Raw genomic sequence first — 21,652 nt, forward strand, 5'->3', positions numbered from 1 at the left:
ACATCAAAGTTATAATCCTATCTGCAAGGAGAAAACGAAGATGACAGAAGAAAACAACAAACGGCACTCCATGTTTTCTATGGTGCACAATCAGACAAGCGAGACAGCCCGGGAAAGCTACAAGCGTGTTGGCGCCTGGTTTTTGGGGGCCTGCGGCGAAAATGCCGGACTGATGGAAACGTTGGTGAACGCCAGCCTCAGTGAACATGCCGAATTCCGGAAGAGCTACTATAACGATCCCCCCTATATCGATACGGAGATAACATCTTCGCCGGAGTACCAGGCAGCCTGCACAAACCTCGAAATGGCCCGCCGGGAGCTGTCGCTGAAGCTGCATGACAGCGTACCGTTCTTCAGCGAACGCTACCAGGCCCACATGAACTGGGATACGGTTCTGCCGGCCAATGTCGGCTACATTACCGCCATGATGTACAACCAGAATAATGTCGCCACCGAAGGCGGCCCCCAGACGTGTGCACTGGAAAAAGAGGTCGGCGAACAGCTCTGCAGCCTGATGGGATTTGCCGATGAGTTCGTGGTGGATACCAACAGCAATCCGGTCAGGGTCAATCCCTGGGGGCATATCACCGCTGACGGCACCATCGCCAATCTGGAATCCATGTGGATGGCCAGAAACCTGAAGTTCTACCCTTTGGCCGTAAAAGAGGCCCTGTACTGCTACCGGAAGAACGAGCTTGCCGAAGCCTATCAGAAACTGACCGTGACCGTGTATGAAGCGGAAGGTAATCCGGCGATGATGGTACTGAAAACCAAGCCCCTCGTTGAGTGTACGACCTGGCAGCTGCTGAATCTGTTGCCCGATGAAGTTTCCTGTCTGGCTGAAAATATCATTCACTACTGTCCCCAGTATAAAGAGACCGGCATCGATACATTTCTGACACCGTTTCTGATTCAGAACAAGGGACTGATGTACTACACCCAGAGGTACCCAGAAATACAGGGGATGCGGGTCTTCGTGCCGGCCACCAACCACTATTCATGGCCGAAATCGGGAACTGTTCTGGGGCTGGGACAGGACAGCGTGGTGGGTATCCCGGTAGACAACAACTGCCGCATGGATATCGGCATCTTGCGCGACCAGCTCCTGGCATGCGCCCAGAACAGGATCCCGGTGCTGATGGTGGTCGGTGTCATCGGCAGTACCGAAGAGGGGGTGGTGGATAACCTTGAGGGTATCCTTTCCCTGCGCCAGGAGACCATCAGCGGCAGCTACCAATTTAACGGCCTGAATTTCCTGGTCCACTGCGATGCAGCCTGGGGCGGCTACCTGCGCACCATGATGATCAAGCCTCAATGCGATACCGCAGCAGCGGTACCGTCCGAGTACGTGGCCACGGTGCCGCTGTCGGCACACGCCCAGAAACAGTATGCCCTGCTGCAGCTGGCCGACACGCTGACGGTTGATCCGCACAAGGCCGGTTTCATCCCGTACCCGGCCGGCTCGCTCTGCTATCGCAACGGCTTGATGCGCTACTTCATCACCTTCAACGCCGCCTACATCCATTCGGATAAGAACCTCAACATGGGTATATTCGGCCTGGAAGGCTCCAAGCCGGGTGCTGCCGCTGCTGCGGTCTGGATGGCCCATCGCACGATTCCACTGGACAACAGCGGCTACGGCTTGATCCTGGGCGAGTGCGCCTTCAGCGCCAAACTGTACTACTGCTACTGGCTGACCTTGGCCGGAGACAGCGATGTTTTCAGGATAGAATCACTGGTGCCGCTGCCGGAGAAGATTACCGGCTCCCAGGGGCAAACCCTGGCCAGCGGCAAGGCCGACATCATCCGCTACATCAGAAGCAATATCATCGGCAAGACCAACGAGCAGTTGTCCCAGAATTTGGACCTGATTGCCGTGCTGCAGCAGATCGGTTCGGATGTGCTGATCAACTCCTTCGTCGTCAACTTCAAGAACAAGGATGGCAGATGGAATACGGACCTTGCCCGGTTGAATACGCTCAACAACAATCTGCTGCAGAAATTTTCCATTACCACGCCTGAACAGGCCCATCAGAGAAATACCCCCTTTATCATTACCAGCTCCAATCTGACCAATCAAAACTACCGGGTACCCTTGACACGGATCGGCAAAGAGCTGGGCATCGCCATACCCGACGAACAGTCCATGACCTTTATCATCAACACGATTCTGCATCCCTGGCCGACAACCAACGGCTTTATCACTACGATCATGGACCTGTTCAAACAGGAGGTCCTGCATCAGATCCAAACCCTGCAGACAGCAGAACCCCTGCAGGCGCAAGTTATGGCAGCCGCCGCAGCTGACCGTGTTGCGGCGATCCCGAGCGACGCCACCGCCAGGCCCGCCCGCTGGTACAAGCTCAACAACTCCTATGCCGGCTATGCCAAAGCCGATAAAAACGGCAATGAGTTGTTCTACTGGTTCTTTGAAAGCCAGACAAAACCGAGCGAACAGACACCACTGGTACTGTGGCTCAATGGTGGGCCGGGCGCATCCTCCCTGGCCGGTCTGTTCCTGGAAAACGGACCATTTGCCCTGGGCAGTGACGGCATGCTGACACCGAACAGTTACAGCTGGAACAGTAAAACCCATCTGATCTACTGGGACCAGCCGGTCGGCACCGGTTTCAGCACCAAAAAGCCAAACACCTACGTGAAAACCGAGGCGGAACTGGCCGGGCAGTTTGTCAATGCCCTGCAGGATTTCTATGCCAAGCATCCGGAATACCGCACCAATCCGCTTTATCTGACGGGGGAAAGTTATGCCGGTAAATATCTGCCGTACATCGCCACAGAGATCACCACACGCAATAAAACCGGCAATGAGCTGAAGATCCAGCTGCAGGGCATAGCGATTGGTGACGGCTGGATGTACCCGGAAAAACAGACGTTTGATCAGATTCAGTATGCCTACATGCTTGGTCTGGTTGATACCAACCAAAAAAAAGTGGCCTTTAACCAATTTGAGCAGTTCACCGTGGATTTGAGAAAAGGGGACATGAAACAGGCCTTCACGGATGGAACAAAGGTCAGCTCCACGCTGACAGCCTGCGGCGGTGGTGAAAATATCTATGATGTCCGCAGTTGGTCGGATGCTTCATTGCAGCCCTTGCGCGACTACCTGGGCAGCCCGTTGGTAAAACAGGCTCTGCATGTACCGCCAGAGGTTGTCTGGAGTTTTGAAGATGCCGCGGGACCGGTTTCCGACAACCTGATCAATGACATGATGGCCTCGGTAACTCAGGTTCTCCCGCCCTTGGTTGACAAACAGATCAACGGACAGCCTGCCTACCAGCTGCTCTTTTATACCGGCAACTTTGACATGTCCTGCGGTTTTTCCGGCACGGAACAGATTCTGAGAAACATGGATTGGTCAGGCAAGGAATGCTGGGCCAAGCTGAAGCGCCAGGTCTGGTACACAATCGACAGCAACAACAAGAGAGTTACCCAGGGCTGCATGAAACGATATGCCAATCTGATGCAGATCGAGATCCCCATGTCCGGCCATCAGGTACCGTTGTATCAGCCGAAGATCTCCCTGGACATGCTGCATGCCTGGATTTTCAGCGAAGTGTTCAAGACCTATGATCCGTTATCTGAAAAGACAGAAACCAGATAGGTCCCGATTGATGGGGCAGTGCCGGAACTCGGGGCGGATTGATTGTCATTTATTTCAGCAACAGGGGAGTACCATGGATATTCGATTAAACTTCATCAACAGATCAAACGACGCAAACAACTCGGAGGTCGTGATCTTTCAAAAGAATGTGGCAACCGGTTTCGACGAACCGGCCGTGGCCTGGCTGGTCATCCGCTACTGCGGGCAGGGCGATAACCATCCCTTCACTCTCCCGATGTCCATGCAGGTGTGTGCCAGCGACAGCTATGGCAACTACACCCCCCAACTGGAAGCGCACTGCGGACAGCTGTTCCACATGGTCCTGACCCCCTCGGGGGACCAGCTGGTGCATGCGGGCAGCGGATCCAGTCCCAAAGAGGTGCAGGTGCGCAACGACCTGAACAGAGGTGCCATCAATGCCGGCATCTACAAGGTGGGCAAGCTGCTGGCAATCAAGACCTCGATCGCCCCGCAGCAGATGGGCGTGTTCGAGTTCAAGCCGACCCTCTGGATCGGTGTAACTTCGCACATCATCCAGGGCGAGATCATGAATTCGGCCATCCTCTCCACCATCGATACCGAGCTGAACTTGCTGGGCATTGCAAGTGCGGACATCGTCATGACCGGCGGCGGTCCGGGTGCCGACGCCACGCCTTTTGAGTTTTGTCTTGAAAATGTTGTGATGTGCTGAGGGGGGGACGCTCAGATGCCAATGAATGCAGAAGGAGGGCCGCTCATGAAAAAGGGGATAATCACGGAAGCAGAATATCTGGAACAACTGGGGGGGCTGTTTGAGAAGCTGAAGCTTGAGATGCCTCAGGCCTCGGATCAGGTAATTTATTCCATTTACCGGGAACGGGAATTTGATCTGATGATCGATTACCGTCTGGGCGATGATTTCCCGGATGTACGGCGTCAGATGCTGAAAAAGCTGCAGAGTCAGCTTATGTGCAGGATGGAGGAGCTAAAGTCCAAGTTGCTAGCGGGCGAGATGTCGGCAATTGATTATGCCGAAGTCATACAGGAGCTCATTAAGCTGAAGTTGACAGATCTGGCGGTACTACTTGATACGGAAGAGTTTGAGGTCTTTTGTGGTGATGGTTTTCCTGGGATTCCACTCGATCCGAGGTCTAAGTATGGTGTTCTTACAAATATTGCCGGTTACGATAAAGGAATCACAACGACAGCATCCGTGGAGAGAGAATGAGTGCGCGTGATCGACGTGCCAGCAAGGAAAAACGGCTGATGGCCACGCCCGGTGGCAACGCACCGTTGGTGATAATTGCCATGGTCGGGCTCCTGGCAGCTATTGTGATCCCCCGCTTCGAACAGAATCGCCACAAGGCGGACAAGCTGGCGTCCGATACGGTATCAAAAGAGATCCCGAGCACTACAGGCGGCTTTTACGACAGGAATGGCCGCTGGCAACGCACAGCTGCATAATTGAGCGACCCCAAGGCATTGTCGCTCAGCAATCATATGGAGACCAGTGGCAGCGACCTGGGCATTTTCGTTCTCTTTAATGAGCTGGGAAAGGAGAGTTTTCGTATGGTCAGCTTTCAAGACGGGGAGATCCAGGAAGGGGCGGGGAAATAGGGATTTGAACTGAGGTGAATTATGTATGGTGGCCCCGGTACTCTCGGGATTCATGTGCATGTTTCACTCTCGGTGTGGAAGGGTGGCTGTTGCCTGTGATCTTCTGCGAATCGATCCCGAATGATTGATGGCGCCACCGGAGGCGAAGAAGAAGCGGGTGATTGGGTTTGGGAGAGGAGAGGTTTCTTAGGTTTTTAGTTGTATGGGAGTTAAATATACTGTCACTGAAATTCGCTGTTTTGGAGGTTAATTGTTAAATAACAGTTAGTTAGGTTGTAAATTATGCCGGCAGAAGTGGAGGGCAGAGTTCTGAGCTGTTCAATAGACATCAACTAATTAAATATCTAGGAGGTCGTTATGAAAGGGCAGAAAATTACATTAGTTACGGTTTGTTTATGTGTAGTATTTTTAACTTTATTTTCAACTTGTGTTGCATTTGCATGGGGTGGAGATAAAGATGTTAGTACAAGCATAACTTTTAAAAACTCAACTGAATATCCTGTAACGGCAATTGTTCACGTTACAGACAAAGATGAAGCATCGGTATTTCATCAAGAATTTTCAGTGCCAGCAGGGACACCACTAGCTGATAAAGATGGCAAACAATTAAAAAACCCTGATGGCTCACCAAAACTCCAATTTGGAACATTTACCTTAGAAAAAGTCTTGACAGCAAAAAATAAAATAAAAAATAGCTATAAAGCTGGTGGTTCTAGCGCATTAGTCCCGGTGTTACAAGATACAGTGCCAGAAACGAAAGATAAATTTATAATAATGCCTGAAGTTACGAACATACAACAATACAATGAAGATTATTCATCCAGTCAACTCTCGCAATTAGCAACTCAAATTGGTGCAAACGGCGCAAAAAAGAAAAAACTAGTTGATGTTATTCCATTATTGGGTACACTATTCGTTGCATCAAAAGACGATAAATGTGAAATAAAAAATATTTATGATTATATTAAGCTTGCTGATATTAAATTAGAGGCAAGAGAAGCCGACGTTATAAAAAATACAATTGCAACAACTCAGGATGCTACTGCTAAATTTTCTGTAAGTGTTCCTATTTATGGTGGTATTTCTTCAAACATGATAACTGGAACAATGTATAACTTGATATGGGATATTAAGCACTACCTATACACAAATTCAACTTTTAGTCCAACAACATCTCTATATAAAGCCACCAATGAACAACTTAAAACATTAAAGGCTGCACTTGATAATAATAAAGATGCAGACATCTATTATATTCATGAAATGCATGTGATTCCTTCTGCAATTTTTTCTATAGCAAAAGGAACTAAAATAACAGGTGAAGTTAATGCAGCTATAGCATCTGTTTTTACAGCATCAGGTACTTACGCATTTAATCAAAAAGACGAAAGTTATTATTTTATGTCAGATGATGTTCTAGACATGAAACTTGCACCATATAGCGATAAAACTACGTTAATAAGCTTCTTAAATACAAAATTATATCCATCTGCTAAGCTAACAGACCAAGTTGCCCTCCCTTCTATTATTGACAAACCAACCTTTGTTTTTAGGGGAAATAGAGCAATTGATTCTCAATTAAGTAATTCTCAAAGAAGTACTTATGTCCAATAATATCGATTCGTAAACTTAAAATCAGGTTCATTCCCTTGATATAGAGCGCCATTCGGGTCAGGTCTCAACGATAAACAATATTCAAAATGTCTGCAGTTGAGACTTGACCCCACATGTTGCCCCAGCCGATTCTCTGGAAGTCAAAGGGGATTATGCAATCTGGAACCAGGATACTCTGCTAATCATACGTAATTTAGTTGACGGGTTAAATACGACCGTGGCGACCGCTGCCGGAAACTGGATGAATGACGTTGCCACCAACGGAGAGGTTGTGCACTGGACAGTCTCGCCATACCAGATTTATAGATACAATGGCGGAGTTACGACGCAACTGACTAATGATAGCGAGCTGAGTAATACCTATCCGTTGACTGATGGGGTAAATGTCATCTATCGGAAAAGTTCTCCATACGGTTCGCCACAGACATATCAACTGGCGATTTTTACGTCATCGGGTGAAAGGATACTATCCCCCTCAGTGTCCCAAGAACCAAATCCCAATTCAGACTATCAGTTGAGTGGCGGTTGGGCGGCATTTACAAAACCCGGGACAGATGGGGTCCTACAGGTCTGGCTCAGATCGCCGGTTGGTGCCTTGACTCAATTAAGCTTCTTCGGCACATCCAGTAGAATCAATACGTTGGCTTCAAACGGCGAGGTGACTTGGGTTTCGGGTAACCGTCTCTATATGAGTAAGCTAGGTGGGAATCCTGTTGATGTTGGGAGTTCTCTCGGTAAGAGCTATTTTCTGGGAGGGCAATGGTATGTAACCATAGGTCGGTCTCTTTTTAGCATTGCCCCGTAGATTACACTTACTTATATCACTGGTGAGAACGCCACCGGAGAGTTCTGGGGACACCATTTTAACTCAAAGGCAAGAGTATAATGGCACAGCGTTTCATATTAAAAGTTGGCGCGCTTAAGAAGATGCCTACAAAAAATCAGAACCCACAAGGAGATTCACACGGGCGTACTCATGAAGGCATTCTATTGGGATTGTCCGCGTTCTGGCTGACGCCCGCCGGCTGAGAAACACGAGGTCGAGCTTCCACGATGAAATGAACAATTGAAGGGGAATTAAATGACAATACGCATTCTCTACAGACTGGTTGCGCTGCTCTTGTTGCTCATCATGTCTGCGTGCGGTGGAGACGGAAGTACTTCATCGCAGACTGAGCCGAGCGCCTCTGTTACGCTTACGGCCGATAAGACCCAGATTATCGCCGATGGAACAGACGGTGTCACCCTGACAGCCACAGTCAAGGATGCCTCCGGTGCACCACTGGTATTTCAGGCAGTTTCTTTTGCCGTACCTCAGCCTTTCCTTTACCCACCAATCGTCCGACGTACCAATGAAAACGGCCAGCTTGTTTTGTTCCTGCGCCCGTCACTATTCCCGCAACTCGGGGTTCCAGCAGCAATTACACAGGCAGACATAACGGCAACAAGCCTGGGGATAACATCAACCCCGGTTACCATAACAATCACTCCGAAACCCGTTCCAGCAACAGCATTGGTAACACTTGTCGCGGATAAGGCGCAAGCCATCGCGGACGGCAGGGACACGATAACCTTTACCGCAGCAGTCCAGGATGCGACGGGTACGCCAATTCCATGGCAGGCCATCAGATTCCAGGTCCCACCTGGGCCCAACTCATTCTTATCGCCAACGCGAACAGATGGTAGTGGCAAAGCAGTGTTCCATTTGACCATGCCGCCAAACGCGCCCGGTCCGGATAATGTGCTCGACGTAACGGCAACCAGTGGAACTGTAATCTCCAATACGGTGACAGTTACATTTTCAAACCCGCCTCAGGTCCCTCCGGCGCTGGTGATTCTTACGTCGGACAAAACTTCACTCATAGCAGGTGGCTCTGACCATGTTGTTTTCACCATAACCGCTACTGATTCAAACGGCGATCCCTTGGCAGGACAGCTGTATTACCTGAATGTTCCGTCGCCCTACATGTGGTCAACCCAGATAATAACGGACTCAGCGGGTACTGCAACGGCCTCTCTATCCTATCGAACAGGGGGCGTTGTGCCCGCCGTTATTTTCGTCACAGCTACAATCAATGGGGTGATTTCGAATACGATTGATATTACGGTCAGTTCGCCATGAGAGAGGAACACGGACTTGTTTTCGAATAATGAAACCCCAAAGCCTTTTTGCCTCATGATTACTTTTAGATTGTCAGGAGATCACGATGCATCAGACCGATGAACTCACTCACTGCCGCTGTTACGAGATTTTCTCCCAATCCACCGGTGTCGAGATCCGCGAGGCGGTCAAGAGCCATGAGGACAACGGCCGGGTGGTGGAGCGGGCCGGGCGCATTCAACTGCGCTTTTTCAAGCTGACGCCCAAGACCAGGCCGGATGAGGTCACCCAGATCCGCTTTATCTGCGAACCGGATGAGGCCTTTGCCCTGGCGCTGATGATCGGCCAGGTGGCCGGTTCTTCCGTGCCGTGCAAGGAAAAGCTCTCGCCCCACAAGTTTGCTGGTGGTGAGCAGGGCGGTGAAACCGTCACCACCGTCTCGGTGGAAAAGTGGGAGCGGGGCGGCAAGAGCGGCTATGCCCTGACAATCGGGCGCGGCAAGGAATTCATCAGTGTCGCCATGCCGCTGACAAAGTTTCTCTTTGCCGGAGAATTCCTGCGGGTGTTTGCCACCGAGCAATGCTGGGTGGAGCGGGTCTCCAGAAAGGGACAACCGGCATAAAGCGGGCTGAGCTCTCATCCCGATCGGTTTTGTTGAGTGAATACCAATTCCATATCAAGGCCCTATCTTCGTTGGCTCGTCTTCGGCTGCTCAACGTACTGCCATGTACGCCTCGCAGCCTCAATCCTCGCCGCCTTGATATCATCCTTGATCTGGAATTTGAATATCATCCTGAGCTCAAGGAGGCAGCCATGGAGAATAACAACTTATTCGATGTTGTCGTGGTGGGCGGCGGTCCGGCCGGTCTGGCTATCGCCGCGGAACTCTCACGCCGGTTCCGGGTGCTGGTGCTGGAAAAGGGTTTTGCCGGGAAATCGGATCGCTTCTGGTTTGTACCCCCAGACGTACTGGACTCAAAGACCCGCCCCTTTGCCTACGGTGGGGTGACCCGTTTCCTGACCAAAACCTACAGCATGCGGGGCGATGACCTGGCCTGGCGAGCCAAGCTGTTCAACAGCTACCCCTACATCCGGGACCACCAGATCCTGGCCCACTGGAAGCAGGAAATCCTGGACAACGACTCGATGGTCCTGGATCTCTGCCGCTATCTGGACCACGAGACCGATGCCACCGGTGTCAGCATCAGCACCGATGGTACCGCGTTCCGGGCCCGGCTGCTGATTGATTGCTCCGGTTATGATTCGGCCATCGTGCAAAAATACGGCATCGACCGCAGCGATTTCTACTGGTGGTCGGTCTACGGCGCCATCGGGACCCACCCAGACGGCATGGGCGCGATGCAGGTGGGGGACTACATGATGTGGCAGACCTTTGCCGATGCCGACCCCGGTTCGCTGGCCGACGGCAAACCGGTCTTCGAATACGAGATCCTGGACAGGGAGAACTCCTTCTCGCTGGTCCTGTATCTGCGCAAGGTGCGGATGGATAAGGAGGCCATGCGGGCCGAGTATTACCGCATCATCAGGGATGAAGAGACCACCGGTGATTTCCACGATCTGCAGGTGACCAGCGAGCGCTGGGGCTGGTACCCCTCGGGCGGGCTCTCCCAGCAGATCGCCGAGGAGCGGGTGGCCTTTGCCGGCGACGCGGCCTGCTGGACGACCCCCTGCGGCTGGGGCATGACCTTTATCCTGGAAAACTACCGTTTCTTCTCCGCCAAGATCGCCGACTGCCTGGACAATGACACCCTGGACCGGGAGAGCCTGCTGGGCGCCAGCAGCTTCCGCCTGCACGACAAATACGAGATCACCACCAACATGCTGGCAACCCACTTTCTGGCCAATGCCTCGACCGACCAGCTGGATCGTTTCATTCGGCTGTTCAAGGACGCAATCGACCCGCTGTTGTGTGAAAAGGTCTTTACCCTCAAGATCAGCCAGACAGAACTGCTGGAGATGCTGGAGGCGGTCCTGAAGGAGTTCAGCATACTGGAGCTCTGCCGCCTGGTCCCGGCGCTGGGGTTGACCAACCTGCTCAACGAGCTGCGCTACTTTGCCGGGGATGTCATCCTGGATGTCCTCCGTAATCTCTTCGAGGCCCATCCCGACACGGACGGCGGATTTGCGTTCGACGACGAGGAGCGGGTTGAGGGGACGCTATCTGTTGAGTAAGTGTTGTCGAGACTGCGACAATAGCTGCACCGTTGACGTGAAATTCAGGAGATGTTTTGCCAGAGGAGTAAATATGGCTGTTTATTTGAATTGTAATGCGGATAACGGCAGGCCGGCTGCCAGGGTTGGAGATAGTGTTGAATGTTCAAAACATGGCACAGTTTCCATAGTATCCGGATCGCCTAATACACGACATAACGGCATATCAGCCGCACGTTTGGGAGACAAAACCTCGTGCGGTGCTACGATTATCGAGGGGAGCAACTCGGTTCGTATTAATGGGAAACCGGCTGCTTTTGTTGGTTGCGCCACAACACACGGTGGTAAGATTACCAGCGGATCGCCGACTGTTTTTGTCGGCAAGACTGATGTGGGAACTGGCCTTGACAAAGATATTAAGCCGTTCAGCATGAGTGTGGATTTAAACCTGATGCATGAGGCTGGCAACCATAATGATATTTCGTATGACCTGATAGCCGTAGAAATTACAAAACCGGACGGGACATATCTAACCACAACCAGCACAGATGAGCATGGTATCACCCACCGCTTTTACACACAAGAGCAGGAAGAGGTGATTGCTTGGGCAGATTTTGGGCATTGGGAGGTTAGCGAAGAATTTGAGGTGATTGATTTTGATGAAGGGGAGGAAACCGAGTAATGTCTACAATGTTTTATACCGTAAAAAGAGGGGACACGTTAAGTGGAATTGCCCGGCGTCATGGTACCTCCAGCCAGCAGCTGCAAAAGATCAATGGGATACAGAGCCCTGACAGAATAGAAGAAGGCCAGGTCATTGCATTGAATGCAAAGGCGGTCTGCAAGGTGGATGTTCAGTTGCTGGATCATGAACGCAACCCGATAAAAAATGCCAAAATGCGCCTGGATTACTGCGACAAAATCAAACAGTTCTCCAGCGGCATTAACGGCAGATTGCCAAGCATACTTACCAACTCCCCCGATGATGTGGTGAAAATTTTTATAGCGCGGCTGGATGGCACCTGGAAGCAGATCACCGAAATTACCTCGGATTGGGGCAACAAACTTGTCACGCTGGTTAGTCCCAAGGTCAAGATCGAAACCAGAACAATGCCGCATCCCAGAGAAGCAGATGGAAGCCTTAAACCCGATCCGGGAAGAGCTGATAAAGCGCCTGTCTCTCCACGTGACAAACCAGAAACCACCGAATCCAGGGGCAAACCGCTTGGGGACTATGGAGATGGCAAAGGGCCAAAATCGGAGCATCAACAAGACAAAAACGGTATGCCTGTTACAAAGGTTACAAACGATCAGGTGGAATTGGATTGTTTTGACTCATATACCGGAGAAGCAATTACCAATGAGGACTTTAAGTGGGCGGCAAAAGAACTTGGTGTCGAGGAGTCTGTTATGAGGGCAATTAACGAGATTGAGGCATCTGGTAAGGGTTTTGTCACATTCAATGGACGAAAGCTGCCAAAGTTTTGTTATGAGCGTCATTATTTCCACAGGATAACAGGAGGTAAATTTACTGCGGCAAACCCAGATATTTCATGGAAACAGGGTTATTATCAAAATGGCGTTAAGTATCTTCCAGCCACATTTACATGTGCTGACAAAGATGGCAATGCTCAAACATTTAATACTTGGCGTAAATATACAACAAAGGATAAAAAGGATAAACAACTATTAAAACAAGTCAAGACAGGCAAAGAACTTTTCAAGAACGGAAAAATCACAACTGAAAAAGATGCCTATAGTCTACTGTCAGAGAGTTACAAACGATTAGTAAAAGCATATGCACTTAATAAAGAAGCAGCTCTAAAAAGTTGTTCATGGGGTGCGTTCCAGATTATGGGCACTCATTACAAAAAAATGAAGTACGCAAGTGCAACGGAATTTGTAAAAACTATGTCTCGTTCTGAACGAGAGCATATTCGAGCATTTGTATTGTTTTGTAAATATGTTAATCCAGAAGTAATCGAAGCAATGAAAGTAAAAGACTTCGCTAAATTAGCTGCAGGCTATAATGGTCCTTCATACAAAGACAATAATTACGACGAAAAATTACTTAATTCTTACAATAAATGGAGAAATAAATGAAATCATCTGTTTTTGTGCCTTTTGCATTAAGTTTGTTTTTAATAACATCTGTTGGATATGCACAATCACCACAGAATCAATTAAGAACTGGGGCCTATGGTTATTCGCTACTTATTGCTGTTAATTCCAATGAACAGAATGTTACTGGCAAATTTGGCTCTTCTGGTGGTTATCTTACCTCTGAAGGATGGGACTGTAATTTTTATTTTTCTGGAAAAATACAACCAGATGGAAGTGCGAAGATTGTTGCTGTATCTGTTGGATTAAATGAAAACACAATTAGAACGTCAAGCAATGGAACTCTTATTTCTACTAAACAGAATGATGCAGTGATTATGAAATTATTCGATGAAGTATCCGGTTGTGTGCGTGGTGAAGATTTTATGGAAGAAGAACCTGCACCGAGGCAACTTGAAGAATTAAGTGCTTCGCTGGTGCCTCAAGAGATAAAAGAACAGAGAGATGGGGTTGAGTATCGAATCGTATCAGCCAATCGAAGTTATTTTTATGACACACCAATCAGCAAAGATCATAAAAAGGCATATTTAATCTGTGGCGATATTGTTATGGTTACAGCGAAAGATAAAGTAACAGATCGAGTCAAGGCGAAATTTGTTCGCAAGAAAAAAAACACGATAGGATGGTTGTCACAAAAAGATCTTCTGGGTATTGGTGAGGAGTTAAAGTGCCGTTAAGATATTCACCTGCTCATTGACGTAGGTGGCGTTCGGATAAGACAGACTAATTGATGGGGAACCATCAGCACCACTATAACTGAAAGGAGAAATGTATGAAAAAACAACTGGCAATTATGATTGGATTATTTCTGATGTCGTCTGGAGCAGCATTTGCGGAGGGAGAATGTGATAAATACACGACCTCGTATGACAAGACATACTGCTTTAGCAAATTATTTGTGGAATCTGACAAGGAATTAAATGTTGTCTATAATGATTTGAAGAACATGCTTAAACCCGACATGATGAAGAAACTTACCGAGACGCAAAGAAGCTGGATCGCCTTTCGCGATAATGTGTGCCAAGAACAACCGGGAACTATCAGTGTTGATTGTAACTTCAGTGTCAATAAAGAACGAACAGAATTTCTTCGCGACCGTCTCCGCGAATGTAAAACCGGCAATTTCCGTGGCGATATGATCGCTAAAAAGAGTTGGAAGTAGTAGTTCATAACATGAACCGATCAAATAAAAAGAGTTTACTGTACGTGGTAACTGGTGTTGTATTCATATGGTCAGGGTTGTCATCGTTTGACCATGCGATGGCAGATGCCACTTCAGCTGTAAAGCCTATTGTAATTATTGATCCTGGCCATACGAAAAAGATGCCAGGAGCCATAAGTATTACCGGTAAACATGAAGTTGAATATAACGACCACTTGGTTTCGAAACTATCACGTGCTCTTATAAAGGCCGACTTTGTTCCGATTCTGACGCGTAAGCCATGCCAGGAAATATCGCTTGCCGATAGAGCCGCTAGAGCCAATTCGCAAAAGGCACTAGTTATGCTCTCAATTCATCATGATTCTGCCCAGTTGGTACATCTGGAATCAAGTAACAAAAATAGAATCAGGACGTATAGGACACGTGAACCAATTTCGGGTTATTCACTATTTGTTTCCACAAAGAATCCTCAATTTGACAAATCCCTCGTTTTTGCCATGTTCCTGGGTGAGGAATTGATAAAACTTGGTCGGAAACCCACTCTGCATCATGCGGAAGCAATCCCTGGAGAAGGGCGAAAGTTGCTGGATGCCAATCTAGGCATTTATCAATTTAATGATTTGGTAGTGCTTAAAAAATCAAATATCCCTGTTGTATTGCTTGAGGTTGGCGTGATTGTTGACCAGGATGATGAAGCGTATGTGACAAAGGTTGAACATCAGGATTCCATTGTCAACGCTCTCGTGGAATCCCTTCGTAAATTCAATGCACTGAGAACAAGAGAAAAATGATGGTAACCACGTGTATTGATGACAATAAATGTCTGATATACTTCTCCTATGAATATCACTATCGCTCTCACCGTTATGATTGTTTGTTGCCTGCTGCCGCTGTGCGCCTGGTGTGCGGAATCCCTGCCAAATCAGTCGGCAACCCCGGAGACCGTCACTGCCGACGCTGCGCTCTCGTATTACGTGGAGATCAGCGTCAGTCGCAACCTGTTGACGCTGTACGAGAAAAAGGGGGAAGGGCTCACGCCTGTCGGCGAATATCCGGTGGGGACCGCGGTCAGGGGGCTTAAAACCTATCCGCTTGGGCTCGGCCGGGTGACCGGCATCTCATTCAACCCCTGGTGGTATCCCACTCCCTACTCGCGGCAGGTGTTCCGTGCACGGGGGATTGTGCTTCCCGCTGCCGTACCGCCCGGTCACCGGCTGAACTACATGGGACCGTTCAAGATCTCCCTGTCGCACCGGACGAGCAAGGGGGCCATTTACCGGATTCACGGCAACAACGATCCGAAGCGGGTCGGCCGGCGCGTGACGGGCGGCTGCTTTGTCATGAATAACCCGGAAGGGCTGGACCTGGCACGCAGGATCAGGGTCGGCACACAAGTGATGATCCTGCCGTAAGACAGCAACCTCTTTCCGCTAAAATAGTGATCCCTTCCCGACCATGTATTACAGCCCTGCAGCAGCAGACTCCCCCACCGCACATAATCCTGGAAAAAATCCTTCATTCTGGAAAGCTTCTTTACACATTTTGCAAATCACTTCTCCGCCTGCTTTTGCAGGCATAAAAACAGGGAGTGGAAAGATACCTTCACCTGGCGCATCCCGTTGCACCAGCCGCATGCAGGTGACTCCGTATCAAACAGGGCTGTAAGCGGCTTTAATACCTCAGAAATTAACAGATCGTTCCAGGGGGATGATTTTTGGCACTATCCATGTAACAGTATTCGATCGAAAGGATACATACATGGCGATCACCAAAGTCTTTACGGATATTTCTGACAGCAAGCTGGCCAGGCTGGTAATGGGATTCAGGGAGTATGGCTGCACCGTTACCAAAGAAAAGCAGGCGGATGGCAACTGGACTGTCAGGGTGAGTTTTTCCGAGGACAAAATCGAGTAGATCCGCTGCCTACGTAGAACTTTGTACACATAACAACCTTCCCAGGTGGTACTCCTATGAAACGAGTGTGGAGTCATTTTCACGGACGCAGTAATAGTGCGTCCTCGCGCGGTATTATCGATGCGCTCAGCTGTGCCGGCGTGAATATCGGCACGCTGGGTTCTGATCCGCCGCTGGGTCCGGGTGTGCTGATTTTTGAGGATTCAACACCCGCTCTCTGCAATTTCATCCGTGAAGCAAGCTGCAACGGTCGAGAACGGATTCTGGCTGTATCCCTTTCCACTGCTGCCTCAAACTCCGGCGTGTGGAACCTGCTGGAAGCCGGGGCCTCAGAGGTATTCGGCTGGAGCGGGTCGGACAAATGCGCCGGCTATATCGCCAAGCGCCTCGCCCGTTGGGAGGCCGTGGATCAACTGCTGGAATCGTCGCTCGTAACGGAGAATCTGATCGGGCAGAGTGCCGGCTGGCGGTCGATTCTCCGCCAGATTATCGAAGTCGCCTGGTTTACCGATGCCTCCATCCTGATCACCGGGGAAAGCGGTACCGGCAAGGAGCTGGTGGCCCGCCTGATCCACAGCCTTGACCAGCGGCCGCGCAAGCGGGACCTGGTGGTGCTGGACTGCACGACGGTAACGCCGACATTATCGGGCAGCGAATTTTTCGGCCATGAGCGCGGCGCGTTCACCGGTGCGGTCAACTCCCGCGATGGCGCCTTTGCCCTGGCCGATAACGGCACACTCTTCCTGGATGAGATTGGCGAGCTGCCCCTGGAGTTACAGGCCCAGCTGTTACGGGTCGTTCAGGAAAAAACGTTCAAGCGGGTAGGGGGAAACAACTGGCAGAAAACGGATTTCCGGCTGGTCTGCGCAACCAACCGGGAGCTGCTGAAAGATGTGAAAGAGGGGCGCTTCCGCAATGATCTCTATTACCGGATCGCGGCCTGGAAATGCCGGCTTCCGCCGCTGAGCGAGCGCCGGGAGGATATCCTGCCGCTGGCCCGTCATTTCATCCAGAACCACACTTGCAACCGGCATGAAACAGCGGAACTCAGCCAGGCGGTGGAACAGTATCTCCTCATGCGCGAATATCCGGGCAACATCCGCGACCTGAAACAGCTTGTGACGCGCATCATGTATCGACACATAGGTGACGGTCCGATTACGGTCGGGAACATTCCCGAAGAAGAGCGGCCGTCTGTGGACAGCAGCCCGGTAATCTGGTGCGATGACTCGTTTGAGCAGGCCATACGGAGTGCAATCCTCCTGGGGGTCGGACTCAAAGAGGTGGGGCGGACGGCCGAGGATACGGCTATCCGCATGACATTGAACATCGAGGATAACAATCTGCAGCGGGCGGCGAAACGGCTGGGTGTCACCGATCGGGCGCTGCAGCTGCGCCGGGCAAATAAACGGCAAAACGGTCCGGGAAGTGACGGCTATGAAAACGCTGAACCCCCTGCGCTGTTCAACTGACCAGAGGAAACTGTTCCCCCTGCCATGGATCGGGCACATCCCGCTGACCCGGCATCGCTGCCGGTATGGGTGTCACAATACCCGGGGGCATGCCGACATGCTTTCTGACCCGGGCGATCAGCCGCAGCAGATTGCTGCCGAGAATCTGTCGGCAATCGTCCGCTGATATCCGGAGTGCAAACACCTTGGCCAGTTCCACGCCCGGATGGAGCCAGGGACCGTCCGAACCGAACAGCACCTTCTGCGCACCGGCCCGTTCCACAGCCTCCTGCAGCAGATCAAACCTCCGCACCCCCGACGTGTCCGTAAAGACATTGGCATGCCGGACGAGCAGGTCGATCAGCCTGCGTTGCGCCTGCCAGTCATCGGAAAAACTGCCCAGATGAGGTATGATGAAGGCCACATCCGGGTACTCCCTGGCAAGCAGTTCCACCTGGGAGACCTCTCCCATCACATCGTAGATCACCGGCAATGCATAGCGCTGCAAAACATCGCAAATCTCCCGGGTAATCCGGCCGTCATGGCGGTGCACCTTGACGCCGCAGAAACCGTACCTGTTGACGGCTTCCCCCAGTACGGCCTGAACCCGTCCCCGGTCGCGTTCGGGATGGACACAGGCAAAGCCGAACAGCCGCGCCCGGTTGGTGTCCACGACCGCGGCCACGGCCCGGTTGGCTGCAGCATAATCGGAATGGAACAGGGAAAAGAGCACTGTTCGATTGATTCCGGCCTGTGCGGCCCGTTGAAAGTAATCACCGAGACGGGCAGCGGTGTCCCACGGACCGGTTAAGCCGTCCCCCTTGCCGACGTGGCAGTGGCAGTCAATAATCATGGGTGCAGTACCTCCTGAAGCGCTGCATGGCTGTGCAGCGGAACATACCGGGTGTTGCGCAGGCTGTCCGGGGCGCTGGTGTGTCTCCTCAGCCCCATGCACCCGACTGCCCTGAGAATGGTCTCGGCAGCGGCCTGTATGTCCTGCAGCCGGTGTGTTGCCGTGAGTATCAGGCTGACAAGCGGCTGTTTGCTCCGCCGGTGCAGCACGGTGTCGAGCCCGGCCTGGGTTAGCCTCTGATGCAGACCAGGGGAGTCGCAACCTGGCGGCAGGAGGAGTGTTTGAACCGGAAAATCGCCTCCGGCAGTACGGCAGCACTCTTTGGCAAGGAGCCGGCGGAAATGTCGCACATTGCCCAGGAGCCTGTTACGGCGTTCATCGCCGCTGCAGCGGTTCTCTTCCAGTGCCAGCAGGGCGGCACTGACAGCGGCTGCGGATGGAGGGCTGCAGTGGGTCCTCGTCTCACTGCCAGCCTCGAATCCGGCCAGCATGGACCTGCTTCCGCTCAGGGCGGCGATCGGGACGCCGAAGCCCTTGGCCAGGGAACTGACGACCATGAGTTCGGGTGCGCTTGCACCGCACCAGCGCGCCAGCCCGCCGCCGCCGCTCCCGTAGGGTGAGGTAGCCCCCGGTTCACTACCCAGGATGCCGAGGGACTGGGTGTCGTCGATCACGAGCAGGCCGCCGTACGATCTGGCGCAGGCCAGGTACTTACCGAGCGGAGCCGCTCTGCCGGAGGCCGGACAGAATCCATCACTGACAATGATCGGCCTTCTGCCGCGCTGCTGGTCCTGCTGCAATTGAGCGCGGAGCGCGCTGTTGTCATAGTGCCGGAACACCCGCACCGGTATGCCCCGGGCTGCTGCCCGTTCCACCCCCCAGCAGGCGATGGGGTAGGTGCCGGCATCCAGGTAGACCGCCACCGGTTCCTGACTGAGAACACCAAACAGGTCCCAGAACATGTGGAGCGTGGAGGGTGCCAGGATGCACTTTTCGAATCCCTGCAGTGCGGCCAGCGTCCGGGCAGCCTGGATGTTCATGAACGGCTCGGCCAGCGCCGCCGGTTTTCCCTGGGTCAGATGCTCCCATGGGGCCAGCAAGCGATGGGGGTGCCGAAAACCCAGGTAGAGTGATGAGGTGAAGTCGAGTGTCGGCGCCCCGCTCATACCTGCTTCGCTTGTCTTCTCTCTTCCTGGCGTTTGAAATGGACCCACGGAGGGGTTGCATCCACCGGATCGGTGGTCAGGTCTGCACCGGTAGCGGCCCGATAACCATGGATATAGCCCTGGATCTCCGGTTTCCAGTAGCGCGCCCAGTTTTTGGCCTGGGTTTCGTCATTGACAACGATCCAGTCACCGTAGCGGATCGAAAGCAGAATCTGTTCGCCGTAAATGGCCAGTTCATGAAAATGGGTGATGGTCGTATCGGTCCATCCCTGAAGCTTTTTCATGGCGTCGACCCGCCCCATCCAATCCTCCCGATAGGGAACCATCGGGCGGCCACGGAGGAATTCCTGCGTTTGCGGCCGGGCCAGCAGCCATTGTTCGATCAGCATCTCCACCCTGGCGGTCCAGGGCAGGTCACCAAACTGGTTGTGGGCGCCTTCTGCCAGGATCAGGTGAACCTCCCGGATGGCTTTCAGGAGCGGGAAGGCATCGGCGATGACCGTGGTATCGGCATCTTCACGGTAAAATATCGAGGTGAGATACAGCAGGTTATGGAAACCCTCCAGGAACTTCGAGCGGCTGTCGGCCGAGCGCAGTTTGGGGACCGCTTTGCCGAAGAGGGCCAGGCCATAGTGATGATCGTATTCATAGGTCCGCCGCGGGACCGTCAAGCGGTTGTGTTCATTCTGGATATAGCCCCACAGCAGGTTGTTGAGCGGCCGCAGGGGATCTATCTCCAGTTCCGCCAGCGGGTCCCTGTCGCTATGGCCGCGCCGGTTTTGAAACCTGAGGGCAATGGTGTTCATGGTCTGAACCAGCATGCCCTCTTCGTGCCAATAGGACCAGATCAGCTCCAGCATGCTCGGACAGCTGAAGCGGTATTGCAGGACGCCGTCGCAGTAGGGAAGACGCTCCTGCCACTTGTCCCTGTCCGGTCCCAGCAGGGCACTCAGAACCCGCTCCAGATAGGGAAGTTTGTGGTCAATGCCCAAGTATTGTGAAAGGCGGTTGTTGAGCCCGGTCAGGTTGACTTCCAATGGATCGAGACGGGAGCTTTCCGTGTCAAGGTTTAACAGCATATCATCCAGGGCAATGGACCTGTTGTTGTCGCTGATAACCACACCGCATTCCAGCAGCAGGAAGATTTCCGTCGCCAGCTTGAGAACATTGTAGGCATCGACGGCACTGATGCTGAGCCGTGCATCCAAGCCCTTCAGATCTTTGTTGAACCGGTCCTGCAATACCGTAGCAACTCCGGCCATGTTCTTGTCCTGCTCGATATCGCAGAAGATCTTCTCGATGAATTCGTTGTAGCGCCGAAAACTGATGGCTTCTGTCCGGTTGCGGATCGCTACCCATAATGCCTGGTCATCCGTGGATATGGCTGCTGTCCGGCGCATGGTCACAGGTAGGATGTCACCATGTGCAACCTGACGTGGTTTGATCTTGATCTTGATCGTTTCTGACATGGTCTGCCTCCTTTGTTTATGGCCTTGTTATTTTCTTTGCTTTCGCCAGATGCTTTTCTGTCGGACAGATATGAATTTCTTCCGGACCGGTAATCACAGCTTCGGCATCATATGCGCCCGGCCGTACTCCTGTGGTATTCCAGGTCCAGCGAACGGTGATATCGTTGTCTTCAAAACTTATTTCCGGCCCGCTCAGGCTGCACGACAGAGGATGTGAGCCACATGATATGTTCAAGTCGTAGCGGAAGTTTTCGGGGTCCGTAAAAAATGCAGGCGGTTCTTCGCCGTAACTGTTTTTGAATTTTGATTCAAAGATCAGGTCATCTCCTTCGGTAAATTCTTCGACCAGTTGTCGTTCCGATTGATTCAGAACGTCGAAAAAAGTTATGTCTATTTCTTTTGGCGGCATGA

The 21,652-nt window shown here is 51.7% G+C and carries 21 protein-coding genes; 16 read left to right on the forward strand and 5 right to left on the reverse strand.

The annotated features are described in order from the left end of the window. The first annotated feature begins 40 nt into the window (after positions 1-40). The 14 genes from ACOCF6_RS20155 to ACOCF6_RS20220 all read left to right on the forward strand — a co-directional run bounded on the left by ACOCF6_RS20155 (position 41) and on the right by ACOCF6_RS20220 (position 15,800). Positions 41-3,622: a S10 family serine carboxypeptidase-like protein gene (locus tag ACOCF6_RS20155; protein ID WP_482462115.1), complete on the forward strand. Its 3,582-nt coding sequence runs from the start codon at positions 41-43 to the stop codon at positions 3,620-3,622. A 73-nt stretch (positions 3,623-3,695) separates the two neighbouring features. Next, the gene (locus ACOCF6_RS20160) at positions 3,696-4,313 is read left to right on the forward strand and encodes a hypothetical protein (RefSeq protein WP_482462116.1); all 618 of its coding nucleotides are present in this window, start codon (positions 3,696-3,698) and stop codon (positions 4,311-4,313) included. Positions 4,314-4,358: 45 nt separating this feature from the next. Then, entirely contained in the window at positions 4,359-4,829 is a 471-nt protein-coding gene (locus tag ACOCF6_RS20165; protein WP_482462117.1) for a hypothetical protein, read from the forward strand. Next, on the forward strand, positions 4,826-5,065 hold the full coding sequence (locus tag ACOCF6_RS20170; protein ID WP_482462118.1) for a hypothetical protein: 240 nt from the start codon (positions 4,826-4,828) through the stop codon (positions 5,063-5,065). Before ACOCF6_RS20165 ends, ACOCF6_RS20170 begins: the two co-directional genes overlap by 4 nt. Before the next feature lie 510 nt (positions 5,066-5,575). Then, complete coding sequence (locus ACOCF6_RS20175) at positions 5,576-6,832, forward strand: hypothetical protein (protein WP_482462119.1); 1,257 nt, start codon at positions 5,576-5,578, stop codon at positions 6,830-6,832. Between the two features lie 1,081 nt (positions 6,833-7,913). Next, positions 7,914-8,954, forward strand: a complete 1,041-nt coding sequence (locus ACOCF6_RS20180; protein ID WP_482462120.1) for an Ig-like domain-containing protein — start codon at positions 7,914-7,916, stop codon at positions 8,952-8,954. Positions 8,955-9,039: 85 nt separating this feature from the next. Continuing rightward, positions 9,040-9,555: a hypothetical protein gene (locus tag ACOCF6_RS20185; RefSeq protein ID WP_482462121.1), complete on the forward strand. Its 516-nt coding sequence runs from the start codon at positions 9,040-9,042 to the stop codon at positions 9,553-9,555. Between the two features lie 191 nt (positions 9,556-9,746). Beyond that, positions 9,747-11,126, forward strand: coding sequence for an FAD-dependent oxidoreductase (locus tag ACOCF6_RS20190; RefSeq protein WP_482462122.1), 1,380 nt, complete (start codon positions 9,747-9,749; stop codon positions 11,124-11,126). Positions 11,127-11,199: 73 nt separating this feature from the next. Continuing rightward, positions 11,200-11,787, forward strand: a complete 588-nt coding sequence (locus tag ACOCF6_RS20195) for a PAAR domain-containing protein (RefSeq protein ID WP_482462123.1) — start codon at positions 11,200-11,202, stop codon at positions 11,785-11,787. Then, positions 11,787-13,208, forward strand: a complete 1,422-nt coding sequence (locus ACOCF6_RS20200; RefSeq protein ID WP_482462124.1) for a LysM peptidoglycan-binding domain-containing protein — start codon at positions 11,787-11,789, stop codon at positions 13,206-13,208. Before ACOCF6_RS20195 ends, ACOCF6_RS20200 begins: the two co-directional genes overlap by 1 nt. Further along, on the forward strand, positions 13,205-13,903 hold the full coding sequence (locus tag ACOCF6_RS20205; protein WP_482462125.1) for a hypothetical protein: 699 nt from the start codon (positions 13,205-13,207) through the stop codon (positions 13,901-13,903). Before ACOCF6_RS20200 ends, ACOCF6_RS20205 begins: the two co-directional genes overlap by 4 nt. A gap of 95 nt (positions 13,904-13,998) precedes the next feature. Then, positions 13,999-14,388 carry a lysozyme inhibitor LprI family protein gene (locus tag ACOCF6_RS20210; protein WP_482462126.1) on the forward strand — a complete coding sequence of 130 codons (390 nt, stop codon included), beginning with the start codon at positions 13,999-14,001 and terminating at the stop codon, positions 14,386-14,388. Positions 14,389-14,399: 11 nt separating this feature from the next. Continuing rightward, positions 14,400-15,179 (forward strand): N-acetylmuramoyl-L-alanine amidase family protein, encoded by a 780-nt coding sequence (locus ACOCF6_RS20215; RefSeq protein ID WP_482462127.1) that lies wholly within the window; start codon positions 14,400-14,402, stop codon positions 15,177-15,179. Between the two features lie 48 nt (positions 15,180-15,227). Beyond that, on the forward strand, positions 15,228-15,800 hold the full coding sequence (locus ACOCF6_RS20220; protein WP_482462128.1) for a L,D-transpeptidase: 573 nt from the start codon (positions 15,228-15,230) through the stop codon (positions 15,798-15,800). Positions 15,801-15,848: 48 nt separating this feature from the next. On the opposite strand, the gene ACOCF6_RS20225 is transcribed toward ACOCF6_RS20220, so the two are convergent. After that, positions 15,849-16,022 carry a hypothetical protein gene (locus ACOCF6_RS20225; RefSeq protein WP_482462129.1) on the reverse strand — a complete coding sequence of 58 codons (174 nt, stop codon included), beginning with the start codon at positions 16,020-16,022 and terminating at the stop codon, positions 15,849-15,851. A 124-nt stretch (positions 16,023-16,146) separates the two neighbouring features. Here ACOCF6_RS20225 and ACOCF6_RS20230 point away from each other — a divergent pair, with 124 nt between their 5' ends. Together ACOCF6_RS20230 and ACOCF6_RS20235 are read left to right on the forward strand one after the other, a co-directional pair. Continuing rightward, on the forward strand, positions 16,147-16,302 hold the full coding sequence (locus tag ACOCF6_RS20230; protein ID WP_482462130.1) for a hypothetical protein: 156 nt from the start codon (positions 16,147-16,149) through the stop codon (positions 16,300-16,302). A gap of 56 nt (positions 16,303-16,358) precedes the next feature. Then, positions 16,359-17,774 carry a sigma 54-interacting transcriptional regulator gene (locus tag ACOCF6_RS20235; protein ID WP_482462131.1) on the forward strand — a complete coding sequence of 472 codons (1,416 nt, stop codon included), beginning with the start codon at positions 16,359-16,361 and terminating at the stop codon, positions 17,772-17,774. Here the strand turns inward: ACOCF6_RS20235 and ACOCF6_RS20240 are convergent. Genes ACOCF6_RS20240 through ACOCF6_RS20255 form a run of 4 tightly spaced genes read right to left on the reverse strand, consistent with a single transcriptional unit; the run spans position 17,767 to position 21,650 of the window. Beyond that, positions 17,767-18,606: an amidohydrolase family protein gene (locus ACOCF6_RS20240; RefSeq protein WP_482462132.1), complete on the reverse strand. Its 840-nt coding sequence runs from the start codon at positions 18,604-18,606 to the stop codon at positions 17,767-17,769. The genes ACOCF6_RS20235 and ACOCF6_RS20240 overlap by 8 nt on opposite strands. Then, a complete protein-coding gene (locus ACOCF6_RS20245) occupies positions 18,603-19,772 on the reverse strand; it encodes an aminotransferase class I/II-fold pyridoxal phosphate-dependent enzyme (RefSeq protein WP_482462133.1) in 1,170 nt (389 codons plus the stop codon). Before ACOCF6_RS20245 ends, ACOCF6_RS20240 begins: the two co-directional genes overlap by 4 nt. Next, entirely contained in the window at positions 19,769-21,241 is a 1,473-nt protein-coding gene (locus ACOCF6_RS20250; RefSeq protein ID WP_482462134.1) for a hypothetical protein, read from the reverse strand. Before ACOCF6_RS20250 ends, ACOCF6_RS20245 begins: the two co-directional genes overlap by 4 nt. Before the next feature lie 16 nt (positions 21,242-21,257). Continuing rightward, a complete protein-coding gene (locus ACOCF6_RS20255) occupies positions 21,258-21,650 on the reverse strand; it encodes a hypothetical protein (protein WP_482462135.1) in 393 nt (130 codons plus the stop codon). Between the last annotated feature and the right edge of the window lie 2 nt (positions 21,651-21,652).

Source organism: Geobacter psychrophilus, from assembly GCF_056821595.1.